The organism is Synechococcus sp. J7-Johnson, from assembly GCF_024345795.1.
In the GTDB taxonomy this organism is placed as follows: Bacteria; Cyanobacteriota; Cyanobacteriia; order PCC-6307; family Cyanobiaceae; genus Regnicoccus_A.
Genome location: NZ_JAGQBU010000009.1, coordinates 35,362 through 57,736, shown reverse-complemented (window position 1 = coordinate 57,736; position 22,375 = coordinate 35,362). Strand labels below are relative to the sequence as shown.

Below are 22,375 nucleotides of genomic sequence, written 5' to 3'. Positions count from 1 at the left end.
TCGAATCCACCTGGCCCAAGCCTGAGACAGCCAGCCCATGAGCGGCCTGGCATGCCTTGGCGAGATCCCGGCAGGGGGCGCAAAGGGCTGGGAGCGGACTGTCAAGTTCTGGGCCTGGGGAAGAGCGGAATCCCCAGGCCCAACGCCGTGGCGGCCTGTTCGACCCCTAAACCTGTGGAAAAGCCCCTCTCGACCTGGGGAAAACCCCCTTGGCCTGGGGAAATCGTTGATGCATCAGCAGGGCTGATGCCTAATGTGTCTCCTGCGACTCGGCTGGGACCGAGACAGATGAGCCAGCCACTCCCAGGCTGCGGGGCCCAAGCGGATGGTCCGCCTGCGGATAGGGCGCGTGGGTGTGGGCATGGCTGTGGGCGTGGTCTTCGTGCCCGTGGCTGTGACTCAGGGGAATCGGCACTCCGTCGGGCTGGCAGGCGCCGGTGCACTCCCGCTCGCAGAGAGTGCAGCTCTCCACCAGACCCTCCACGTGGTGGTGGTGGCTGCGCTGGGGAGCCCCCACCTCACTCTCGAAGCCCAGCACCTGGGCCCGGTACTTGCACAGGGAACAGTTCATCTGCGTGTCCCCCCGGATCACCTCTTCCACCCGCTCACGGAAAGTGTCAAGCACCAGCGGGTGATCCCCCAGGTAGCTGGCTGAGAGGAACTCGATCTCGGGGTGATCGGCCGCCACCCGTTGGCTGTGCTGCTGGATCCGGCTCACCAGCACCCCCGAGAAGAGGAAGTACGGAAAGACGACGATGCGTCGGAAGCCCAGCTTGACCGCATGGCGCAGGCCCGGCTCGACCAGCGGGAAGGTGACTCCGGAGTACAGGGTCTCCCCCCAGCCGAAGCCCATGCCCTCCACCAGCATCCGCGTCACCTTGCTGACGTTGGAGTTGGCATCGGGATCGGATGAACCGCGTCCAACCACCACCAGCAGTGTGTCGTGCAGGGCTACGGAGGGGCCCGCCTGCTCCAGGCAGGCGGAGATCCGGGCGGCCGCAGCCTGGATCATCTTGCGGTCGATCCCCAGCTCCCGTCCGTAATCGATGCGCAGGCCGGTTTCGGCTGCATAGGTGTTGAGCACCGAGGGGATGTCGTTCTTGGCATGACCGGCTGCGAACAGCATTCCCGGCACCGCCAGCACGTGCTCCACGCCTTGGCTGCGCAGATTGTCAAGGCCATCCCGCAGGATCGGGCGGGCGAATTCCAGGTAGCCGTAGTCGACTGGAACGCCCGGCAGAAGGGTGCGCAACCCCTCGGCCAGCTGAGCGAACTCGCCCACGGCAAGTCGATTGCGGCTGCCATGGCCGCAGACCATCACACCGAGTTTGCCGTGGGGGCCAAGGGCCGCCAGGGATTGCGCTGGAGAAAAAACCATGGGCCGTCCTGCCTGGAGGGACCCTATCGCTCCCCCCGGGGCAGTTCAGGGACCGCAGGCAGAGGGCAGAAATGCTTGGCGATATTGACTCTTGTTCGCCAGCTCAGGCGCTGTAGGCCTTGTGCGCCGGAATCGGGTAGGGAATGCGGCGATGGCGCATACGCCGCCACACCTTCACGAAAGCGCGGATCACCAGCTCAAGTTCGCCGCGGCTGATGCCGCTGTCTCGGAGCTGTCCATCGAGGCGCCGGGCATCGATCAGGCGCCGGACCATCGCCGCAGCATCCTGCTCCGACGTTCCCGGAGGCAGCGAGCGCAGGGCGGCCTCGCAGCCATCGGCGAGCATCAGGATCGCCGTTTCCCGGCTCTGGGGAGTGGGGCCGCGGTAGCGAAAGGCGGATTCCGGAGTGGAGGGATCGCGCTCACGCGCCTGGTGGAAGAAATAGCCCATCCGCAGGGTGCCCTGGTGCTCGGGAATGAAGTCTTCGAGGGGGCGGGGCAGGCGGTACTTCCGCGCCAGCTTGAGGCCCTCATCCACGTGGGCCTGCAGAACCTTGGCACTGCCGAAGGGATCATCGAGCTGATCGTGGGGGTTGGGCCCCTCGGACTGGTTCTCGATGAACCACTGGGGCGCATGCAATTTGCCCACATCGTGATAGAGCGAGCCTGTGCGGATCAGGTCCACGTCGGCACCGATAGCCCGGGCACCCTCCTCGGCCAGACCGCAGATCATCAGGGTGTGCTCGAAGGTACCCGGGGCCTCGGTGGAGAGGCGGCGCAACAGCGGACGTTCCAGATCGGCCATCTCCAGCAGGCGTGCCCGCGTCAGCAGCCCGAAGAAGCTCTCCACTAGAGGCCCAAGCAGCAGGACCCCCATCAGCAGCCCCCCCATCAGCAGGGCCTCGGCGGCCAGTTCGGTGCCGCTGGGAAGCACCTGGGTGCGCCCATGCCAGAGGGCCACGCTCTGCAGCACGAGCCACTGCAGCACCAGGGCACCGACCGGCAGCAGGGTCGCCAGCTGCACAAGCTGAGCCCGGCTGCGCTGGCGTCCGGCCAGCAGCGCCCCAGCCAGCGCCACTAGGGCCGCCACGAGCAGGCGGATTTCGCTGAAATCATCCAGCGGCTGGGGCCAGATCAGGCTGGCCACCGCCAGCCAGGCCAGGCCAGCCGGTGTTCCCAGGGCCTGGGCCAACAGCAGGGTGGGGGGCACCAGCAGAGCCAGGGGGCTGGCGGCGTTTCCCAGCCAGAGCTTGAAACCCTGCACCACAGCCAGCATCGCCAGGGCCAGCAGTGCGTGGCGCGGCTCCAGGCTGCACCGCCATCTCCGCATGATCAGCACCATCACGATGCAGCCGGCCAGGGCTTCGATGGAATAGCCCATCCAGGCCCAGAGCAGCGGCCTGCGGTTCACCATCCCGAAATAATCGAGCACGTCGTAGGCCTGGGGACTGATCGGTTCCCCGCGGCGGGCAATCAGATCCCCCTTCTTGACCACGATCCGGGGAATGCCTTGCTGGCTGAGCAGCTCCTCGATCAGCTGCTGGCTCATCAGCGTGTCGGTGCGCAGATTGGTGCGCCCCTGCAGGTTCGTGGCCAACAGGCGCCCACCCAGGCTCAGTCCGGGTTCCTCCATCGGCAAAAGCTGAAGGCGGGCAGCCTGCTCCAGCTGGCGCTTGGCGAGGTTGCCCACGATCCCCTGGCTGAGCATGCGTTGCTGGGACTTGCGCAGAGCCAGCTTCCAGCTGTTGAGATCCTTCGGGTCGCGGCCCACGAGCCAGGTCTGCTCCAGGGAGCTGAGGTTTAGGGGTCCAACACGGGTCTGGCTACTGCGCGACACCTGATCAAGCTCCAGCAACTGGCGCTCCAGCCGCTCCTGCAGCACCCTGTTGGCCTCCAGATCCACCACCTGCACATGGGTCCGGGTCCCCAGCTGGGAGCGACGCTGCTCCAGGGCCTCGCTGTTGATGACGGTGGCGTCCTTGGGCGCACTGACGCTGATCGGTGCAGGAATGCCCGGCCGCAGGCTCGGCTCCACCAGCCAGGGCCAGCTGGAGATCAGGGCCACCAGCGCACTGGCCAGCAGGATCGCAGCCCAGTCCAGCCGGCGCCAGGAGCAGAGGGCCTGGCATGGGCTTTCCTGCCGCAACAGCTGCCGCCAGATGTTCTTGAGGCGACCCCGTCGCAGCACCTTCACCATTGCCTGAGGTCAAACGCTAGCCAGGGCGCCTGCGCACGCTCCACTGCATGCTGGGCTGACAGCAAGCATGAACCGATGGCCCTTCGCCTCGATGGCCGCCAATTGGCGTCCGAGCTGGAGAATCGCCTGCGCGCAGTCATCAGCGACAGGCTTGAGCGGGCATGCCGCGCACCCGGTCTGGCGGTGCTGCGGGTGGGAGATGATCCCGCCAGTGGCGTATACGTGGCCAATAAAGCGAAGGCCTGTGCCCGCGTGGGCATCCACAGCCTGGTGAAGCACCTGGGCTCTGACATCGCTCCGGCAGAACTGCTGGCCGCGATCACGGCACTCAACAATGATCCGGCGGTGGATGGAATCCTGCTGCAACTGCCCCTGCCGGCAGGTATGGAGGAAGCACCCCTGCTGGCGGCGATCGATCCGGCCAAGGACGCAGATGGACTGCACACCCTCAACCTCGGCCGGCTGCTCAAGGGAGAGCCGGGCCCGCGCAGCTGCACACCGGCGGGTGTGATGGCCCTGCTGGCCCGCCATGGGATCGATCCCGCCGGCCGCCGGGCCGTGGTGGTGGGCCGCAGCATTTTGGTGGGTCAGCCGATGGCCCTGATGCTGCAGGCCGCTGATGCCACCGTGAGCGTGGCCCATTCCCGCACCACCGACCTGGCCGGTCTCACCCGCCAGGCGGAAATTCTGGTGGTAGCCGCCGGTAGGCCGCGCCTGGTGGGCGCCGAGCATGTGAGCCCCGGGGCCGTGGTGGTGGATGTGGGCATTCACCGCCTGGATGGGGGCCTCTGCGGTGATGTCCGTTTCGAGGAGGTGGAGCCGCTGGCCAGCGCCATCACACCCGTGCCGGGTGGTGTGGGGCCCATGACGGTGACGATGCTGCTGGTTAACACCGTGGTGAGCTGGTGGAGGCGGACGGAGGCGGGTGATCCGGGCCCAGGTTCTGCTGACAATCCTTTGGCGGATCTGCTGCCTTGAGCCACTGCCGGACCGGTGGCCTGAGAGAATCCCCGCCAGCGCGCTGGTATCCATGGCCGTGGCGGTGAGCACGGAATTTGATTTCGCCGCCTACCTCGAGTCGGCCCGGGGGCAGGTGGAACTGGCCCTTGAGGCGGCTCTGGGGCCTGAGCGGCCGGAGTCGCTCCGGGAAGCGATGCGCTATTCGCTGCTGGCCGGTGGCAAGCGCCTGCGTCCGATCCTCTGTCTGGCGGCCTGTGAGCTGGCAGGCGGCGAGGTGAACCTGGCCCTGCCCACAGCGGTGGCGCTGGAGATGATCCACACGATGTCGTTGATCCACGACGATCTCCCCGCCATGGACAACGACGACCTGCGCCGGGGCCGTCCCACCAACCACAAGGTCTATGGCGAGGCCCAGGCGATCCTCGCCGGTGATGCCCTGCTGACCCGAGCCTTCGAGATGGTTGCCCTGCGCAGCCCGGGCGTGCCGGCGGAGCGTCTGCTGCAGGTGGTCGGTGAACTGTCCCTCTCCGCCGGAGCTCCGGGGCTGGTGGGCGGTCAGGTGGTCGACCTGGAATCGGAGGGCAAGGACGTGGACCTTGACACCCTGGAGTACATACACTTGCACAAGACCGGCGCCCTGCTGCAGGCCTGTGTGCTCACCGGGGCCATGATCGCCGGGGCCTCAGAACCCCTGCTGCAGGGGCTGCGCACCTATTCCCGCGGCATTGGTCTGGCCTTCCAGATCATCGACGACATCCTTGATCTGACCGCCAGCAGCGAAGTGCTGGGCAAGACAGCAGGCAAGGACCTCACCGCCGACAAGACCACCTACCCCAAACTGCTGGGGCTGGAGGAATCGAGGCAGCGGGCTGACGCCCTGGTGGCGGAGGCAAAGGCTGCCCTCCAGCCCTGGCAGGCCAATGCCCAGCCTCTGCTCGCTCTGGCCGACTACATCACGAGCCGCGACCGATGATCGGTTCTCCCTTCTCGGCTGGTCCCCTGATTCAGTTGCTCGACAACGGAGTGCTGGCCTGGGCTCTGATTGCCTGTGGTCTGGCCCAGCTCGGCAAGTTGCTGGTGGAACTGGTGGAGCACGGCCGTTGGCGGCCGGCTGTGCTGTTCGAAACCGGTGGCATGCCCTCCAGCCACTCGGCCCTGGTCACCGGAGCCTGCGCCGGCATCGGCTGGGAGCTGGGCTTCGCTGATCCCCTCTTCGCCTTCGCCTGCACCATCGCCTTCATCGTGATGTACGACGCCAGCGGTGTACGCCGGGCCGCGGGTCTGCAGGCCGCCCGCCTCAACTCACTGCCAGCCTCCCTCTGGACCCCCGAGCCACGGCCACAGCCAGCGGCCGCCACGGCACCGCTCAACCGCCTCAAAGAAAGCCTCGGCCACACCCGCTTGGAGGTGCTGGCCGGCAGCCTGATCGGCCCGGCGATCGCCCTGACAGGGCTGGCCCTGGCCGGATCCCCGCTGCAGATCGCCCAGGGGTGGGGTTGGCTGCCCCTGGCCTGAACGACGGCGCAGCCGCTGCCCCCCTGGAGCTCACCCTCTCCCAGAGCCTCGCCGTGGACACCTTCACGGCCTGGCTGGCGCGACCGGCCCGGGATGAGCCATTCGTTCTCAGCGGCTATGCCGGCACCGGCAAGACCTTCCTCTCAATGGTCTTCCTGGCCGCGGCAGAAGCCAGGGGTCTCTGCTGGACCGCGGTGGCCCCGACCCACAAGGCTGTCGGGGTGTTGCGGGGATATGTGGAGCGGGCGGGACTGCGGCCCACCTGGCACCCCTCCACCCTGCACCGGCTGCTGCGGTTGAAGCTGCGCCGCCAGGGGGGGCACGAGGTCTGCGAGGAGACCGATCAGACCGCCCTGGCCCTGGAGCACCTGGGGCTGGTGCTGATCGATGAGGCCTCGATGGTGGACGGCAGCCTGCTGCGCTTCAGCCTGCAGGGGGCCCATCCCTACGGCACCCGCCTGGTGTTCGTGGGGGATCCGGCCCAGTTGCCGCCGGTGGGGGAAGCGAGCAGCCCGGTGTTCGCGCTGCAGCGGGCCTGCCGCGCCGATCTCAGCGAAGTGGTGCGCCACCAGGGGCCCGTGTTGCGCCTGGCCACCGCTCTGCGCCAGGAGCAGCTTCCTTGCCGATTACCGCCGGTGGGGCCCCGACGACAGACGGCCCAGGGGGATGTGGTGGTGCTGGAACGCAGCGCCTGGCTGGAGTCCGCCCAGGCTGCTCTGCGCAGGGCCGCCGCCAGCGACGATCCCGATGAGGCGCGTATCCTCTGCTACACCAATCGATCGCTGGAGCGGTTGGTGCCCCTGGCCCGCCGCGCCATCCATGGCGCCATGGCCGACCAGCTGCCGGTGCTGCCCGGCGAAGTGCTGCTCAGCCGCATGGCGGTGATGGCGCCAGCCTGCCGCCAGGGGGCCGCAGAGGGAGAGGAGCCAGACATGGTGCTGGCCTCGAACCGGGAGCTGCTGGTGCGGGATGTGACCCCGGAGCGCTGCGACCTGGCCGAGTTCGGCGTGGCGGATGCCCCGGTGATCGACACCCAGCTGGTGGAAGTGGTCTTCGGGGAGAACCCCCTGAGTCTGCGCCTGCTGCCGCCGGTTGGAACCGCCGCCAGGGAGCAGCTGGAAACCGTGCTGGCGTCCTTGCGGCGGCAGGCCCGGGAGGCGGGCCAGGACAGGGGCCGCTCCCTCTGGCGCCGCTACTTCCTGGTGCGTGATGCCTTCGCCTCGCTTGGCCCTGCCGCTGTGCTCACCGTGCATCGCTCCCAGGGGAGTGGGTTCGGAGAGGTGTTCATCGATGCGGATGTTTTCTGGCCGTCCGACCTGCGCCTGCGTCGCCAGCTGGTTTATGTGGCCGTGACCAGGGCACGGCGCGGCGTATGGCTGGCAGGAGGTCCGGGCGATGCGGCGGATCGCCGCCGCTGGCAGGAGGCTCTTGCTGAAGATCCCAGTGCTACCTAGGCCAGCTGAAGCCCCTCGATGCCCTGCCAGGCCAGATAGGCCGCCAGGGCCAGGCTGATCGTGCCCATCACCAGCTCACCATTGGCGTAGAGGCTCTGCTTGCCCCGCTGCAGCAGTGGCAGCACCCGCTCACGGCCCAGGGCCACCCCTAGCAACGGCAGCAGCAGCAGCAGACTGGCCGCCAGGCTGAAAAGGCCGGCCAAAAGCACCTCCTGGCCGCGACCCAGGCCGGCGGCCAGGAGGGCGGAGGCCCCCTTGGCAAGCAGGACCAGGTCGTCGGGGCTGACCACCTCGATCGCCACACTCACGCCGATCAACAGCGGCAGCGGCAGGGCGCAGAAGCGATCCAGCTGGCGAATCCAACCAGCGGGTTCTTCTGCGCCGGCCTTGGTGGGCAGCAGATCCCTGATCCCCAGGGCCAGCAGAGCCCCGGCACCGATCAGATCCAGGCCGGTGCGGTGGTCGCTGCCCTGCTCCATGGTCAGCAGCAGGCCATGACCAACCGACAGCAGCAAGGCCATCATCGTGGCGATGGTGAGAATCCAGCTCAGCAGAAACAGACCGCCCCGGCGCAGGGGATCGGGCCCGAGCAGCAGCAACAACAGCAGGCCGATGTGGATCGGACTGAGGCTGATGACGCTGCCGTAGGTCAGCAGCTCGGCCCAGAGTTTGGCATCGGTCATGGGGCTGGCGAGAGATCGAGGCTCAACGACGCACCTCAAACCAATCGTGCCCATCGAGCGGAATCATGCACTCGCTGACGCTGCTCACCTGGGCACCGGCAGGGCCCGACTCACACCAGATCCTGAGCTGCTCGAGGTCGTGGCTGCATCCTTCCGCCTCCAGTTCCACCCGACCGTCGGAGCGGTTCCTCACCCAACCCCCCAGGCCAAGGGCTTGCGCACGTTGGCACAAGGCCTGCCGGTAGCCGACCCCCTGAACCCGGCCACTCACGATTAGGCGCCAGCGCTCAATGGAGGCACTGCCAGCGCTGCGTCCCCGGCTGTCAACGCTGCCTCGGGGAAAGGAGTCGCCTGGGCGACCGCGTTGCGCAGGCGCCGGCAGATCTCCGGACATCCAGCCCAGTGGAGGTGCAGCCAGCTTGCGTGAATTGTTGGTGTCGTCCATCCTTCCAGCCGCGGTGCCCAACCCCAGCCTTCAAGCTGCCACAGCCGTTCGCTGCCGTCCATGGCTGTGTCGCTCAGTTCCCAGCGGTGAAACTCATGGCCAGCGAGCACCTCACCGCGGCGGGTCACCAGACCGTCGCCTAGGGGAGTGGCCTGGCGATAGCCCAGTTGCAACGAACCGCGCCTGGCGCTGAACGGCAGCAGGCCGGCCATGGCGTGGGCCTCACCCAGGGGATCCTCCAGCATCTGGCCAAGCAGCAGCAGGCCGCCGCACTCGGCGTAGATCGGCAGGCCGGCGGCGGCGGCCCGCCTCAGGTCGCACTGGCTGCGATGGCTGGCGGCCAGCTCAGCGGCATGCAGCTCCGGGTAACCCCCCGGCAGGATCACCCCCCGGCACCCCTGGGGCAGGGGCTGATCGGCCAGGGGTTGCCAGGGCAGAGCGGTCACACCCAGAGCCGTGAGCAGTTCCGTGGCTTCGGGATAGCGGAAGTGGAAGGCGGCGTCGCTGGCGATGGCGATCGGCAGCTCCCCTCCGCGCTCGTTGCACTCCAGATCCGCTGGTGTCTGGGCTGAGCGCTCCAGGCACCAGCGGATCGGATCGCGGGCGCTGCCCTCAGCGACCTTCAGGGGCGGCGGCGGCGCCAGAAGAGGCAGCAGGCGCTCCAGATCCAGGTGGCGCTCTGCCAGGGCGGCCCACTCCTCGCTTCTGGCCTGGAAATCCTGCAGCTCATCGGGAGGCAGCAGTCCCAGATGCCGGGAGGGCAGGCTCAGGTCAGGGTGGCGGGGCAAGGCCCCCAGCAAGGGCATGGCGATTGAGGCGAGGGCCTCGCTCAACAGGGCCCGGTGGCGTTCAGTACTCACTCCGTTGAGCACCACCCCGGCCAGCTCAAGCCCCGGCTGGTGATCACGAAAGCCCCGCACCAAGGCCGCCAGTGAGCCCGCCTGCCGGCTGGCCTCCACCACCAGCACCACCGGCAGACCCAGCAGGCTGGCCACCTCGGCGGAGCTGCCTTCGGCGCTGGCCCCCCGGCCATCGAAGAGGCCCATCACCCCCTCCACCAGGCAGTGGTCGGCCTGGCTGCCCCACCAATGGAAGGCCCGTTGCAGCCACTCCTGGCCGCAGAGCAGGCGGTCAAGGTTGCGGCAGGGCCGCCCGCTCACCCGCCCCAGCAGCTGGGGGTCGAGGTAATCCGGCCCCACCTTGAAGACCTGAACGCTGCCCCGGCTGCGGCGCAACAGGGCGCTGAGGGCAAGGCTGAGAAGGGTCTTGCCGCTGCCGCTGCAGGGGGCGGCGATCAGGCAGGCCATGGCTTCGAACCCGCAGGCCGTCAGGCGTTGGGCAGGAGTTTGGCAGCCAGCGGCGCCGCGGCGGCCAGCAGGGGATTGGTGGAGTCGTGTCCACCCCCGAGCAGCCGGGCCATCTCCCACTCATCAGTGGCATGGGCCATCGGCACCACCTCCTCGGCCAGCTCCATCCGGGCCATGCCCCCGGCCTCAAGGCGCATACAACCGCCCGATTCTGAACAGAGGATCACGCAGAGGGGCTGGCTGCCTGGCGGTTGGCAGATCAGGCGCAGACCCACCACGCTGCCCGGATGGCTGCTGGGCACACCCACAGGCACGGGTGTGAGATGGAATTGGACGGGGATTCCGTCATTACGCTCGAATTCGGCACTGATCCCCTCCTCAGCGGCGGCGTTGCTCTCCACCCAGTGCCAGCCGAGGCGATCGGCCAGCCAGGCGGCCAGTAACAGGCCCTGCACGGGATGGGTGCCTTCGACGTCGATGTCTAGCTGCACCACGTGATTGAGGGCGTCACGGCGGCTGGGGGGGTCAAAGACCATGGCCAGCGATTCCCGCCAGGCGCGCTGCCGCAGCCAGTTGAGGTCGTTAACGGGCTGACCGCTGCCCACGCAGCTCTCCAGCAGGTCCAGGCAACGGCGCGGGGTGCCGAGGGCCGTGTCAATCACCAGGCGGCGACCAGGTTCAGCGAGAGCCTCCAGCAATTCAGGCGCCTCATCCAGGGAACCGTTCCACCAGACCCAGCAGGGCAGATCAGCGGGCACGAGAGGCTGCAGCAACTGCAGACCCTGCTGCAGTGCACCGAAATCGCCCCGCAGCACCACCACATCGCCGCAGGCTGCGGTGGTGCCTTCGCCCGGCAGGGGGCAGTAGGCCGCCACCAGGGTTTCCAGGGGCTGGCCGTGGTTGAGGGTGGGCGCCAGAGTGATCAGCCGACGGGGCTGGAAGGCGCTGATCGCCGCGTCAATGTGCTGGCCGCGCAGATCTTCGATGGCATGGTCACCGCTCTGCTGACCCAGGGCCCAGGCGAGCTTGGGCGAGAGGGGGGAGATGCTCAGGGGCAGATCACAGGTGAGCACGGCCTCCCGTGCGGCCTCCAGCAGTTCAGTGCGGACCACACCGGTGACGGGGCCGTCGAGGCGGCCGGTACGCACCAGATGCTGCTCAACCCAGGCCGGTTGCCAGACCAGCAGGGTGAAGGTGGAGGCCCCGCTGGCGGATTCGAGGTCCTGGCTCCAGAGCTTCTCGAGGTAGTCGGTGAGCTCGGGCGGTGGCAGGGCCACGGGGGCCTGAAGGGTGAGCTGGGGGGACATGGGGTTGGCTCGTTAGGGGAGGGGCAATGCCGGGGGCAGCCATCGGAATTGGGCTCGGAGCGGGGCTCACCTCAGGGGCGGCGCCACATCAGTCCATCGCGGCCCAGGAGGTTGTCGGCAGCGGCGGGGCCCCAGGTGCGGGCTTCATAGGGGTGGACGGGCAGCTGCCAGGGGCTGTCCTCGATCAGCTCCAGCAACGGGGTGTACAGCCGCCAGGCGGCCTCCACCTCATCGCCGCGGGTAAAGAGAGTGGGGTCTCCCAGCATGGCGTCGGCGAGCAGGCGAACGTAGCCCTCGTCGGAGGGTTCACCGAAGGATTCGTCGTAGGAGAAGTGCATGTCGACCGGACGGCTGCGCATCCCCGATCCCGGGGATTTCACTTCAAAGCGGAAACCGGCCCCTTCATCGGGCTGGATGCGCAGGATCAGCTGGTTGGCGGTGGGACTGCCTCCGGCTGCATCGAACAGATGCACAGGTGCCTCCCGGAAGGTGAGCACGACCTCGCTCATGCGCTTGGGCAGGCGTTTGCCGGTGCGCAGGTAGAAGGGCACCCCCTGCCAGCGCCAGTTGTCGATGAACAGCTTCATCGCCACATAGGTTTCCGTGGTGCTGTTGGGATTCACCCCGGGTTCCTGGCGGTAACCGGTCAGGGGGCGCCTGGCGGTGCCACCGGGGCCGTACTGGCCGCGCACGCAGCAGTTCCAGGGTTCAAGCTCATCGGCCAGCCGCGCCGACTGCAGCACCTTGGCCTTCTCATTGCGGATCGCCTCCGCATCGAAGCGTCCCGGGGCTTCCATCGTTGTGAGCGCAAGCATCTGGGTGAGGTGGTTCTGCACCATGTCCCTCAGGGCACCGGAGCTTTCGTAGTAGCCAGCCCGCTCCTCCACACCCACGGTTTCAGCCGCGGTGATCTCGACACTGGCGATGTAGTTCCGGTTCCAGATCGGCTCGAAGATCGTGTTGGCGAAGCGGAGCACGAGGATGTTCTGGACCGTCTCCTTGCCGAGATAGTGGTCGATGCGGAAGACCTGGCTCTCCTTGGCGCTGGTCTGCACGATCCGGTTGAGCTCCTGCGCACTGCCGTAGTCACGACCGAAGGGCTTCTCGATCACCACCCTGCTGCGCTCGGGGTCACTGAGCAGGCCAGCGGCGGCCAGGGCGCTGCAACCACTGCCGTAGAACTTCGGCGACACCGAGAGGTAGAAGGTGCGGTTATTGCGCGTGGCCCGGTGGCGGTCGATCACCTCGAGCCGCTGGGCCAGGCGCACCAGGTGCTCGGGTTGCTGCAGATCCACCGGCTCATAGAACAGACCGGCGGCGAACTGGTCCCAGGCTCCGCGGTGCTCATGGATCAGGTCGCCGAGGGCTTCGGCCATGTGGCCGCGGAACTCTTCGTCGCTCCAGGGGCGCCGGGCGCAGCCCAGCACGGCGAACTCGGTGGGGAGCCGCCGCTGGCGGAACAGCTCGAACAGGGCCGGCACCAGCTTGCGAGAGGTGAGGTCTCCGCTCGCCCCGAAAATCACCAGGCACTGGGGCGAGACCACACGCTCCTGGCGTAGCCCGACCCTCAGTGGATTGGTGAGCGTGACGGTCATGGAGTTGCAGCTGATGACACTGGTTTACCCACGAAAGCGGGGAACACCCAGCAAAGGGCATGGGCAGGCCCCCTCTGTGCTGATTTCGGCAAAAAAAAGCCCGCCGTCATGGCGGGCTGAAGCGGTACGGAAAGGGCTGTCCGGAGGGTGCCTGATCAGTAGGTTTCCACGTGCCAGCGATCGGCCTTCTTGAGCTGGGGACGAAGTTCTGACCAGTTGAGACCCTTGCTTTCGGCGGCCTTGCTCATCGCTTCATCGATGCCGGGTTCCATACCCCGCAGGCCGCACATGTATACGTGAGTCTTAGGGTCTTCGATCATGGTGAAGATCTCATCGCCGTGCTCAGCAACACGATCCTGGATGTACATCCGACCACCGCTGGGATTCTGCTGTTCACGGCTGATCGCTTTGGTGTAGCGGAAGTTGTCGGGGAATTCGGAAAGGTAGCTCTGGAGATCGTCTTCGTAGAGCAGGTTCGGAGTGGTGGGAACACCCATGATCAGCCAGGCCTTGCCCCGGAACTGATAGCCGGGGTTTTTGGCCCGCTCGCCTGGATCGAACATGCGGCGCAGGTAGGCCCGCATGGGGGCGATGCCGGTGCCGGTGGCCAGCATGATCACATTGGCGTCTTCATCGGGGGGAAGCAGCATCTCCTTGCCAACTGGGCCGGTGATCTTGACCTTGGCGCCAGGTTCAATGTCACAGAGGAAGGTGGAGCAAACTCCATTGATCGTCTCGCCATCCTTTTCGTACTGCAGTTGGCGGACGCAGAGGGAAACGGTCTTGGCTTCGAGGTTGTCGCCGTGGCGGGTGCTGGCGATTGAGTAGAGACGAAGCTTGTTGGGCTTGCCATTGCTGTCGACTCCATCGGGAATGATGCCGATGCTCTGGCCCTCCACGTAGTGAAGGTTGCCCTCGGAGAGATCGAAGGTGATGTGATTGACCCTGCCGATCGCCCCTTCAGCCAGAAGGGAATAATTTCCGAGCACGGTGCCGATGTATGGATCCTTCGGCTTGTAGAGATTGACGGGAACAGCTTCGTGCTTGACGGGGGTGGTCACGGGAGCAGGGGCAGCGTTGGCAGCGGTCGAGGCGGGCTCGGGAGTGAGAGCGGCGGAGGCCTGATCAGCAGGCGTGACCGAGAGCAGGCGTCCGCCCTGCTGGTTGATCATGCGCAAAGTTGCCTGCATCTGAGAGAAAGGGATGGTCAAGCAGCGCTCGGCCGTGCGTGTGCCAGCCGCTTTGAGGCCCTCCACCACAAGGGTGAACATGCGGGCATCGGACTGACGAGGCGCTGCGGTCGAGATGCGCATGAACCCTCAAACTCCTGAAAATCGGATCGATCATAGGCAACGCCAATGATCGATCCCTCCCAGACCGTTGGCCTTTCCGCACCAGCAACCGAGTGTTGCGGTTAGGTTTGGTGGCGGCTGGATTGATCCGGCTTGCCACGAATCCGGCGTTCCCCCTCACTTGGCGCAACTTTCGGTTCTGACAACTCCATCGATCCAGGGCCTGCTCAGCAGCCAGGAAGCCTGTTCACTGGACACGATCCAGCAGGACATGGAGAGACTGCCGCAGGGGGCCCGGCGTCTGGCGGTTCAGTTGCGCCTCGAGCTCCCACCTCCGCAGATCTGGGCCGTTCTCACCGATTACGAGAACCTCAGCCGCTTCATCCCCAACCTCTCGACCTCGCGGCTGCTCTGGCGCCGGGGGAACACCGTTGGACTGGAGCAGGTGGGCTGTCAGCAGTTCTGCGGCCTGCGGTTCAGCGCCCGCGTCGAGCTGGAACTGCAGGAGCATCACGACGACGGCCTGCTCAGTTTCAGCATGCGAGAGGGCGACTTCCGCCGCTTCGAGGGTGCTTGGCAGGTCAGCGGCGAACCCGGTGGATCGCGGTTGCTCTACGAACTCACCGTGCAGGGTCGCCAGGGCATGCCGATAGGCCTGATCGAGCAGCGCCTGCGCGAAGACCTCGCTGCCAACCTGCGCGCCGTGCAAAGGGAAGCCCTGAGCCGCGCCCGCAAATCCTGAGCGAATCACATCAAGCCGGGATCTTACGAAGGGCCTGATTTCAGATGAGATCATTCTAAAGAATGCAGAACCGAGCCATTACTTGCTCACGTCTGCTCGCACTAAATCAGAGTTTCGGTTACAGCCATTGACATTCTGATTCAGAAAATCTCTTCAGACGAACATTGTCAAAATGAGATCAAAATGTATACTGCCGATCAGCATCAATCGGAAGCATTCTGCGAATCTCAGCAATCATCAAGACCTCTGAAATGCCTGACAGAGCAGACATGATCCAGAGTTGAAAACATTTGCGTGATCGACTGAATCTGCCCAGGTCTAAATACAAAGACGAGTGCAAGAAGAATAATCGTGATACCCCCAAGGGGATTCGAACCCCTGTCGCCTCCGTGAAAGGGAGGTGTCCTAGGCCTCTAGACGATGGGGGCGAGGCCACGGAGCAAGAGCGTTTTCAGGCGCCGTTTCCGTTATCTGGACGCTACGGGTCGGAGTGTCCCTTCGTCAAGGCAAGACCTGGCTGGGGGAGTTCTGCCCTGACCACACCGGAACGGTGAAATGGAAGCAGGCCCCTTCACCGGGCTCGGAAACCACCCAGATTCGCCCGCCATGCACTTCGACGATGCGGCGACAGACCGAGAGGCCCACCCCGAAGCCAGAGGTCGTTCCCGAGGTCTGCGGAAGCCGCACCCGCTCAAGGAAGATCCGCTCCTGCTCGCCGCGGGGAATTCCCGGACCGGTATCGCAGACACTCACCTGCACCCATTGGCTGGTGCGGTGCAGCAGCGAAAGAGTCACCTCGCCATCGTCGGGGGTGAATTTCAGCGCGTTCTCCAGCAAGTTCAGCAGCACTTGGCGCATGCGCCGCTGATCCGCGAACACATCCGGCAGGTCGGCGGGGATGTCGGTGGTCAGGCGCAGCGTCCTGCCAACCCACATTTTCTCCAGCTCCAGGATCGCCTCCGCGGCCACTGGCGCCAGGTCAAGCCGCTGGGGGTTGAACAGAGCTTCCCAGCGGGTGGTGCCTACCTCCAGCAGATCCTTGGACAGATGCTCAATGTCATCTAGGCGGCGGTCGAGGACATCCCTGCAACGGGTGTTGTTGATGTGCCCGAGTTGCAGGCTTTGCAGAGCCAACTTGGCAACGGTCAGGGGGGTGCGCAGCTCATGGGCCACCATTCGCAGCAGCCGCTCCTGCACCCGCAGGCGTTCGATCAGGGTTTCGTTCTCCTGACGCAGCACCAGCACCTGATCCTCCAGCTGCAGCTCCCGCTGGGAGCGGCTGCCATCCATTTCGGCGGGCCGCAGACTCATGCCCAGATCGCTGACCACCTCCAGCTGCTGCCAGCGGGGCAGCCAGCCCTTCAGCTGATCCAGCACCGCATTCCCGGCCAGCACCTGGCGAGGAGGCGGCTCCAGTTTCACCAGAGCCGGGGTGGCCACCAACCGATGCAGCTCCAGCAGCTCAGGACGCAGGGCCGGGTCGGCCAGCTCAAGGGCCACATCAAAACCACAGTCGCAGGTTTCGAGGTAATGCAGGACCCCAGTCAGATCGGCGGAAGCGAGATGGTGCGGGGCCGCCACCAACAACAGCTTGAGAGGCCGGCGCTTTGCCGGGAGGCTGCCCTTGGCGTTGCCGGAGAGTGGCCCTGGGGCAGTCGTGCCGGAGTCAGCATTTCCCGCTTCAGGCACCTTGGGGGCAGGCGAGATCGTGGAGATCACCTTATGGCTTCGAACGCTGGGCCGAGAGCTGGCTATGACGAACCTGTCAACCGTCCCTCTGACGTTCACGCTCTTCATGACCCCATCCACGGAACGGGTGCCGCTGGACCCGTCCGGGCCTGCAAGGCGAACCCCCCAGGACAGCCGCATCCAGTTGGACAGCAGCCTGCGGCGGTGGTTTTCGCGCAACCTCGGCCTGTGGCGCTCCCGGCGCCTCTATTTCTTCCGTGACGAGGAGGAGCCCCTGCGCCTCGACCTCCTGCTGCGAATTGAAACGTTCGAGCAGCCGGTGGAGGGGGAGGCGGCTTACCGCTTCAGCTGGAAGCCGGAGCAGGATTTCGGCTTCTATGCCCGCAAGCCCCAGTACCAGCCAGAGGGGAGCCTTGACGCCTATCTCTGCGGACACCAGCTGCGGCGCAGCAGGGGGTATCTCGTGGAGCAGCCGATGCGCTCACAGATTCGCCAGGTGGATGAGCATCAACTGATCTTCGAGTCGCAGCACCAGCACTGGGACATCCAGCAGCACATCCGACTGATCGATCAGGATCGCTTTCGGACCTGCTCGATCTTCTCCTGGCGGGACGGTGAGCTCGACATCACCGAGACGCACCACGAGATCCGGCTGGAGGGTCCCGGAGATCCCCTTCCCGCCGATTGAAGTTCGCGCCCCTGTGCATCAGCATGGAGGTTGATGAACACGCTCTCCTTGCGCCTCACACGCCGCCTCCGCCGGTTCCTGTTGCTGGCTGCCGCCCTGATCATTCCAGCCGCTGCAGGAGCCGCCCCCGCCCAGGCGGCACCCGCCAGCGAAAGCGAGATGTCGCTTTACACCAGAATTGCGGCGGTCAACGTCTGCATTGCCCGTGGCGCCAAAGTCGAGTTCGACAAGGCAGCCAGCATCGCCGGTGAAACCATCGCGCAGTTGATCATGGGCCAGCACAACGGTCAGATCAAGCAGGTAGGCACCAAAGCCCTCACGATTGAGGAGCTGCGGCGCGGCTCGGTGAACTCTGCGGTGATCGGTGCCGTTGAGCTCTGCCCCAAGGAGGTGCCGCCGGATGTGGTCAAGAAGGTGAACGATGCCCTCAAGCAGCAGGGCGGCAAGTAGTCCCAAGGGCCACCTGCGTTGGCCCACCGGCGGACGCATCCGGACACATCCGGCCACAGCCAGAGTTGCAATTCAGACGGTCCTGTTGGCTTTGCTGATGGCATCCCCTCGGGGCTGTCCTCCAGCTTGAACACCATGACCGTCTTCATTCGCCATCTTCCCTTGCTGCTCGCTGCCGGGCTCTGTGGCCTCGGCGCTTCGCTGCCCGCCTCAGTCTCAGCCCAGGAGTACGGATGGGGCTATCAGGGCTACCGGCTGCCTACGGATCGGTACCCGATCTCCCGCAACGCCGCTTATGGCGTGACTCCAGTCCGCAACTGGCCGCCGGCTCCCTACCAGGACTACGACAACCAGGCCTACGACAGCCGGGACTTCACCAGCCAGCTCCCCAACGGCAGCACCCCTTACAGACAGCCGGTGCCCACCACCTGGGAGGAAGCCCAGGCTCTGCAGCAGCGCTGCTCGATCGGCAGGCTGGTGGGCGGGGTCATCGGCGGTGGCCTCGGCTATGCCGCCTCCCGCGAAGACGGCCGCACCTGGGCGGTCCCCCTGGGAGCCCTGCTCGGATCCCAGGTGGGATGCAACGCCGGCCAGGGCCGTGGGCCTCTGCCCTGGTGAGCGGGGCGCCAGGATCAGGGGGTCTTCTCCCCCTGGCCTGATGAGCGTCGTGCGGCTGGCCGACTATCGACCCTTCCCCTACCGGCTTGAGCGCACCGACCTGACAGTGCGCTTTCTCGGTGACGAGGCCCTGGTGGAATCCACCCTGCTGCTTGAGTCCCTTGCCGCATCTGATGACGCCAGAGATCCGCTGGTGCTGCGCGGTGAAGGGTTGGAGCTGCTCTCCATCAGCCTCGATGGCCGGCCCCTGCTGCTCGACGAGATCGGGCGCGACGGCGACGCCTACATCATCACGAGCACTCCTGCGGGGCCGTTTCGCCTGAGCAGCGAGGTGCGCCTGCACCCACGTGCCAACAGCAGCCTCGAGGGGCTCTACGCCAGCGGAAGCATGGTCACCACCCAGTGCGAAGCGGAGGGGTTCCGTCGCATCACCCTCCACCCCGATCGCCCCGATGTGCTCAGCCTGTTCCGGGTGCGCATCGAGGCCGAGCGCGGCACCTTTCCTGTTCTGCTCTCGAACGGCAACTGCATCGAGCAGGGCACCCTGCCGGCCCTGGCCGGAGAAGAGGAGCGTCACTACGTGGTCTGGGACGACCCGTTCCCCAAGCCCTCCTACCTGTTCGCCCTGGTGGCTGGGGTGCTGGAGGAGGTCCGCGACAGCTTCACCACCGCCAGTGGCCGCAAGGTGCAGCTACGCCTGCACGTGGAGCCTGGTGATGCACCCTACACGGGCCACGCCATGACCTCCCTGCAGCGCTCGATGGCCTGGGATGAGCGCGTCTATGGGCTGGAATACGACCTCGACGAATACAACATCGTGGCCGTCCGCCACTTCAACATGGGCGCGATGGAGAACAAGAGCCTCAACATCTTCAATTCAAAGCTGGTGCTCGCCGATGCAGCCACGGCCACCGATGCCGAACTGGAGAGGATCGAGAGCGTGATTGCCCATGAATATTTTCACAACTGGACTGGCAATCGCATAACTTGCCGCGACTGGTTCCAACTTTCACTCAAGGAGGGACTCACCGTCTTCAGAGATCAGTGCTTCACGGCGGATCTGCATGCGCCGTCGCTGAAACGGATCGAAGATGTGGCGATGCTGCGCAATACCCAGTTCCGCGAAGATGCAGGTCCCACTGCCCACCCGGTGCAACCGGATCATTATCAGGCGATCGACAACTTCTACACCACCACGATCTACGAAAAGGGTGCGGAGGTGATCCGGATGCTGCATACCCTGCTCGGCCCGGACACCTTCATGCGTGGCATGGCCTCCTATGTGCAGCGCCATGACGGCACCGCCGCCACCTGCGACGACTTCGTTCAGGCCATGCAGGATACTGCCGAGACGACAAGCGATGACAGCAAGACCGCCGCCAGCAAGTTCTGCTTCGAACAGTTCCGCCGCTGGTACCACCAGGCGGGAACTCCGCGACTGGAGGTGCAGCGCCTCTGGGACGGGGATCAGGGCCGCCTGTCTCTGACCATCCGCCAGTACACCCCGCCTTCCCCGGGCCAGCCCGACAAGCTGCCACTGGTGATCCCCCTTGCGCTTGGAGCGGTGGACCAGGCAGGAGAGCCCTTGCTGCTGCAACACCCAGGTGAAACCACCGCCAGCGCTGAGGCCGACAGCCTCGACCATGCCTGGGGGCCGCTGACACGGCTGCTCGTGATCGATAAAGCCGAGCAGACAGTGGTGTTCGAGGGCTTCGAGCCCCGCAGCCACCCGCCGGCCCTCTCCCTGTTGCGCGGCTTCTCCGCTCCGGTGCAGCTGGAATTCGATCGCCCGCACGAGGAACTCCTGCATCTGCTCAGCAGTGATGGCGAGCCGCTGGCCCGTTGGGATGCTGGCCAGATACTGCTGTCTGAGGTGCTGCTGCGCCGAGCGGCAGGAGCCTCGGATGAGGCACTCGAAGATGGGCTGGTGGCGGCGTTCAGCCGAATTCTGCTGGAGGGCACTCTCAGCGATGGCAACCGCTGTGCACTGCTGACAATGCCGGGTCTGGCGGAACTGGAGGCAGCCACTGCTCAGCCGGACCCGCCGGCGCTCTTCCTGGCGATCAGGGCACTGCAGACCCGCTTTGGTGAGGCCCTCGCCGATCCCCTCAGCGATTGCCTTGAGCGCTGCCGTCCCCAGTGGGGGCTCCCCTGGCCCGAGGGTGTCGGCGATCGCCAGATCACTGGACTGGTCTGGTCCTGGCGTGCTGCCGCCGGCGATGGGGCGGTGATGGCCGAGGCCGCCGCCGCAGTGGAGGGTCCTTCGATGACCCTGGCGAGGGCCGGGCTGCGGGCGTTGCAACCCCTGGAGGGACCCGAACGGAAGCGGGCGATGGCGGCCTTCTACGAGCGCTGGCAGGCAAGACCGGTGATCCTCGATGCCTGGTTCAGCCTGGAGGCCTCCGCCCCCTTCCCTGATGGGCTCGAGCGAGTGGAGGCCCTGCTGGCTCATCCGCGCTACGACCCGGCAGCTCCGAACTCCGTGCGGGCCGTGCTCGGCGGCCTGGTGGCCAACACACCGGTGTTCCATGCCGCTGATGGCAGCGGCTACCGCTACTTGGCCGATCAGATCGCCCGGCTCGACCAGCGCAATCCGATCACCGCTTCGAGGATGGCCAAGGTGTTCAGCCGCTGGCAGAGCTATGCGCCCGAGCGGGGGGAGCGGATGCGAGAGGCGATGGAGCAGCTCGCGACCGCTGAGCTCTCGGCCAACACCCGGGAGGTGCTGGATCAGAGCCTGGGGCGGGAGCTGCGTGGGTAAGGATCCGGGTAGAGGGCCCCGTGCAGTCGCTGGAAGCTGGAGCGGCGCGCACTCGCCCCCTCCGGCCCCCCATAGGTTCCCCAGAGCCCTTCCCAGTAGAAGTAGATCACTCCCATGCCACGCCTGGCCACCTGCTGCACCTTCTTCTCCAGCACCGCTGAGGAGGTGGTTCGGCCCCCAAAGCCAGCCAGCACGCCGATCTGCACAGGCATGCCCCAACGCCGGGCCTTCACCAGCGCGGCCTGGCCGAGGTCCTTGGTGAACCCGGCTACGGAATGGGCATAGTTCTGGACCACCAGTTCATCCACCAGCTCCCCCAGGGCCCAGATCTCCCAGTCCTGCAGCCAGTGGTTGTAAGCGAAACGGAAGGGCCCGGGGGAGTGGCTGATCACAGCCCCGCTGCTTTCCTTCTTCATCCTGGCGCGCAATTCCCGCAGCAATCCTGTGAGCTGCTGGCGCCGCCAGGTCATCCACTCGCGGTTGTTGTAGTCGCTGGGGGGCTCGCGGCCCTTCTCCTGACGGAAAAGGGCGCGGGTATGGGCGTCGTAGCCGAGCTCCACAGGCCAGGCGAAGTGGTCATCGAGCTGGATTCCGTCGACGCCGCAACGCTCCACGATCTCACCGATCAGCCCGATCACCCGCTCGCGCACGCCGGGATGGGACGGATTCAGCCAGACCCGCAGATCCTTGAGCGGCGAAGTCTTGAGGTTGGCCCCATGCATGGCGTAGAGGGTGGAGCCGTCGCTGCGTTGCAGCACCCACTCGGGATGGCGGCGCACCACTTCGGCATCGGCCGGCTCCATCAGGCCGTACTCGAACCAGGGGATCACTTTCATGCCCCGCCTCTGACCGGCCTTGGTTAATCGGCAGATCGGATCGAGGGAGGCGTTCACCTGCTTAAGCTTCGGTTCCATCGGCGCGTAGCGGCTGCGGTGGAACGTGAACCCCCGACTCCAGACGTTTGGGTAAAGGGTGTTGAAGCCGGCGGCATCGAGTTCGGCCACCGTTTTCTCGATCAGATTGGCGTCGTAATAGAGGGGGCTGGGGCTGTTGGTGAGCCAGACACCGACCCGCTGGCTGGCAGCCAGTGCCGGCAGAGCTCCCAGGGCCTGCAGGGAGGAGGTGAGCAGCACGGTGGCCAGGGCCGGCAGGGCCCTCTTCAGGCGGACCCTGCGAGGCATTTGCCCGTTCAGGCCAGGGGGAGTGGGGCGCGGCAACAGGTGTCGGAACAGGATGGGGGACGTGGGCGAAGGGACGGGGCCTGGCGGTGGGGCTGAGCGGAAAGGCCTCACGG

General features: G+C 66.1%; 19 protein-coding genes and 1 tRNA gene. 9 read left to right on the top strand and 11 right to left on the bottom strand.

Features of this window, described 5'->3' with window-relative positions:
• Window positions 1-250: 250 nt before the first annotated feature.
• Window positions 251-1,378 (bottom strand): sirohydrochlorin chelatase, encoded by a 1,128-nt coding sequence (locus KBY93_RS06590; protein ID WP_255093476.1) that lies wholly within the window; start codon window positions 1,376-1,378, stop codon window positions 251-253.
• A 103-nt stretch (window positions 1,379-1,481) separates the two neighbouring features.
• Window positions 1,482-3,575, bottom strand: coding sequence for an HDIG domain-containing metalloprotein (locus KBY93_RS06585; protein WP_255093474.1), 2,094 nt, complete (start codon window positions 3,573-3,575; stop codon window positions 1,482-1,484).
• A 75-nt stretch (window positions 3,576-3,650) separates the two neighbouring features.
• Between KBY93_RS06585 and folD the strand changes: the two genes are divergently transcribed.
• The 4 genes from folD to KBY93_RS06565 are packed head-to-tail and all read left to right on the top strand — an operon-like array spanning window position 3,651 to window position 7,504.
• Window positions 3,651-4,553 (top strand): bifunctional methylenetetrahydrofolate dehydrogenase/methenyltetrahydrofolate cyclohydrolase FolD, encoded by a 903-nt coding sequence (gene folD, locus KBY93_RS06580; RefSeq protein WP_255093473.1) that lies wholly within the window; start codon window positions 3,651-3,653, stop codon window positions 4,551-4,553.
• Window positions 4,554-4,605: 52 nt separating this feature from the next.
• Entirely contained in the window at window positions 4,606-5,508 is a 903-nt protein-coding gene (gene crtE / locus KBY93_RS06575) for a geranylgeranyl diphosphate synthase CrtE (protein ID WP_255093471.1), read from the top strand.
• Window positions 5,505-6,050 (top strand): divergent PAP2 family protein, encoded by a 546-nt coding sequence (locus tag KBY93_RS06570; RefSeq protein WP_255093469.1) that lies wholly within the window; start codon window positions 5,505-5,507, stop codon window positions 6,048-6,050. Before crtE ends, KBY93_RS06570 begins: the two co-directional genes overlap by 4 nt.
• Window positions 6,032-7,504: an AAA family ATPase gene (locus tag KBY93_RS06565; RefSeq protein ID WP_399222711.1), complete on the top strand. Its 1,473-nt coding sequence runs from the start codon at window positions 6,032-6,034 to the stop codon at window positions 7,502-7,504. The genes KBY93_RS06570 and KBY93_RS06565 overlap by 19 nt, the downstream gene beginning before the upstream one ends.
• Here the strand turns inward: KBY93_RS06565 and KBY93_RS06560 are convergent.
• The 6 genes from KBY93_RS06560 to petH all read right to left on the bottom strand — a co-directional run bounded on the left by KBY93_RS06560 (window position 7,501) and on the right by petH (window position 14,154).
• Window positions 7,501-8,187 (bottom strand): GAP family protein, encoded by a 687-nt coding sequence (locus KBY93_RS06560; protein ID WP_255093468.1) that lies wholly within the window; start codon window positions 8,185-8,187, stop codon window positions 7,501-7,503. The two genes, KBY93_RS06565 and KBY93_RS06560, sit on opposite strands and share 4 nt — an antisense overlap.
• 22 nt (window positions 8,188-8,209) lie before the next feature.
• Entirely contained in the window at window positions 8,210-8,458 is a 249-nt protein-coding gene (locus tag KBY93_RS06555) for an acylphosphatase (RefSeq protein ID WP_233129926.1), read from the bottom strand.
• A gap of 2 nt (window positions 8,459-8,460) precedes the next feature.
• Entirely contained in the window at window positions 8,461-9,939 is a 1,479-nt protein-coding gene (locus tag KBY93_RS06550) for a cobyrinate a,c-diamide synthase (RefSeq protein WP_255093467.1), read from the bottom strand.
• A 20-nt stretch (window positions 9,940-9,959) separates the two neighbouring features.
• Window positions 9,960-11,246 (bottom strand): glucose-6-phosphate dehydrogenase assembly protein OpcA, encoded by a 1,287-nt coding sequence (locus tag KBY93_RS06545; protein ID WP_255093466.1) that lies wholly within the window; start codon window positions 11,244-11,246, stop codon window positions 9,960-9,962.
• A gap of 71 nt (window positions 11,247-11,317) precedes the next feature.
• The gene (gene zwf / locus KBY93_RS06540; protein WP_255093465.1) at window positions 11,318-12,841 is read right to left on the bottom strand and encodes a glucose-6-phosphate dehydrogenase; all 1,524 of its coding nucleotides are present in this window, start codon (window positions 12,839-12,841) and stop codon (window positions 11,318-11,320) included.
• A gap of 155 nt (window positions 12,842-12,996) precedes the next feature.
• Window positions 12,997-14,154, bottom strand: coding sequence for a ferredoxin--NADP reductase (gene petH / locus KBY93_RS06535; RefSeq protein ID WP_255093464.1), 1,158 nt, complete (start codon window positions 14,152-14,154; stop codon window positions 12,997-12,999).
• 160 nt (window positions 14,155-14,314) lie between these two features.
• On the opposite strand from petH, the gene KBY93_RS06530 reads away from it, so the two are divergent.
• The gene (locus KBY93_RS06530; RefSeq protein WP_255093463.1) at window positions 14,315-14,875 is read left to right on the top strand and encodes an SRPBCC family protein; all 561 of its coding nucleotides are present in this window, start codon (window positions 14,315-14,317) and stop codon (window positions 14,873-14,875) included.
• A 355-nt stretch (window positions 14,876-15,230) separates the two neighbouring features.
• Here the strand turns inward: KBY93_RS06530 and KBY93_RS06525 are convergent.
• Window positions 15,231-15,303 (bottom strand) — tRNA-Glu (locus KBY93_RS06525).
• 73 nt (window positions 15,304-15,376) lie between these two features.
• Window positions 15,377-16,594, bottom strand: coding sequence for a histidine kinase (locus KBY93_RS06520; RefSeq protein WP_399222707.1), 1,218 nt, complete (start codon window positions 16,592-16,594; stop codon window positions 15,377-15,379).
• A 76-nt stretch (window positions 16,595-16,670) separates the two neighbouring features.
• Here KBY93_RS06520 and KBY93_RS06515 point away from each other — a divergent pair, with 76 nt between their 5' ends.
• The 4 genes from KBY93_RS06515 (at window position 16,671) to pepN (ending at window position 21,081) form a co-directional block, all read left to right on the top strand.
• Entirely contained in the window at window positions 16,671-17,252 is a 582-nt protein-coding gene (locus KBY93_RS06515; protein WP_255093462.1) for a hypothetical protein, read from the top strand.
• 33 nt (window positions 17,253-17,285) lie between these two features.
• On the top strand, window positions 17,286-17,702 hold the full coding sequence (locus KBY93_RS06510) for a cAMP phosphodiesterase (protein WP_255093461.1): 417 nt from the start codon (window positions 17,286-17,288) through the stop codon (window positions 17,700-17,702).
• A gap of 135 nt (window positions 17,703-17,837) precedes the next feature.
• Window positions 17,838-18,320 carry a hypothetical protein gene (locus KBY93_RS06505; RefSeq protein WP_255093460.1) on the top strand — a complete coding sequence of 161 codons (483 nt, stop codon included), beginning with the start codon at window positions 17,838-17,840 and terminating at the stop codon, window positions 18,318-18,320.
• A 40-nt stretch (window positions 18,321-18,360) separates the two neighbouring features.
• The gene (gene pepN, locus KBY93_RS06500; RefSeq protein WP_255093459.1) at window positions 18,361-21,081 is read left to right on the top strand and encodes an aminopeptidase N; all 2,721 of its coding nucleotides are present in this window, start codon (window positions 18,361-18,363) and stop codon (window positions 21,079-21,081) included.
• Here the strand turns inward: pepN and KBY93_RS06495 are convergent.
• Complete coding sequence (locus KBY93_RS06495) at window positions 21,051-22,262, bottom strand: glycoside hydrolase family 10 protein (protein ID WP_255093458.1); 1,212 nt, start codon at window positions 22,260-22,262, stop codon at window positions 21,051-21,053. The genes pepN and KBY93_RS06495 overlap by 31 nt on opposite strands.
• Window positions 22,263-22,375 lie beyond the last annotated feature (113 nt).

Bases quoted from the DNA above. Each gene is read 5' to 3' on its own strand.
- KBY93_RS06495 (WP_255093458.1), bottom strand. From the start codon at position 22,262: ATGCCTCGCAGGGTCCGCCTGAAGAGGGCCCTGCCGGCCCTGGCCACC.
- KBY93_RS06590 (WP_255093476.1), bottom strand. From the start codon at position 1,378: ATGGTTTTTTCTCCAGCGCAATCCCTGGCGGCCCTTGGCCCCCACGGC.
- KBY93_RS06550 (WP_255093467.1), bottom strand. From the start codon at position 9,939: ATGGCCTGCCTGATCGCCGCCCCCTGCAGCGGCAGCGGCAAGACCCTT.
- crtE (WP_255093471.1), top strand. From the start codon at position 4,606: ATGGCCGTGGCGGTGAGCACGGAATTTGATTTCGCCGCCTACCTCGAG.
- pepN (WP_255093459.1), top strand. From the start codon at position 18,361: ATGAGCGTCGTGCGGCTGGCCGACTATCGACCCTTCCCCTACCGGCTT.
- KBY93_RS06570 (WP_255093469.1), top strand. From the start codon at position 5,505: ATGATCGGTTCTCCCTTCTCGGCTGGTCCCCTGATTCAGTTGCTCGAC.
- KBY93_RS06585 (WP_255093474.1), bottom strand. From the start codon at position 3,575: ATGGTGAAGGTGCTGCGACGGGGTCGCCTCAAGAACATCTGGCGGCAG.
- KBY93_RS06510 (WP_255093461.1), top strand. From the start codon at position 17,286: ATGAACACGCTCTCCTTGCGCCTCACACGCCGCCTCCGCCGGTTCCTG.
- petH (WP_255093464.1), bottom strand. From the start codon at position 14,154: ATGCGCATCTCGACCGCAGCGCCTCGTCAGTCCGATGCCCGCATGTTC.
- KBY93_RS06515 (WP_255093462.1), top strand. From the start codon at position 16,671: ATGACCCCATCCACGGAACGGGTGCCGCTGGACCCGTCCGGGCCTGCA.
- zwf (WP_255093465.1), bottom strand. From the start codon at position 12,841: ATGACCGTCACGCTCACCAATCCACTGAGGGTCGGGCTACGCCAGGAG.
- KBY93_RS06505 (WP_255093460.1), top strand. From the start codon at position 17,838: ATGACCGTCTTCATTCGCCATCTTCCCTTGCTGCTCGCTGCCGGGCTC.
- folD (WP_255093473.1), top strand. From the start codon at position 3,651: ATGGCCCTTCGCCTCGATGGCCGCCAATTGGCGTCCGAGCTGGAGAAT.
- KBY93_RS06560 (WP_255093468.1), bottom strand. From the start codon at position 8,187: ATGACCGATGCCAAACTCTGGGCCGAGCTGCTGACCTACGGCAGCGTC.
- KBY93_RS06545 (WP_255093466.1), bottom strand. From the start codon at position 11,246: ATGTCCCCCCAGCTCACCCTTCAGGCCCCCGTGGCCCTGCCACCGCCC.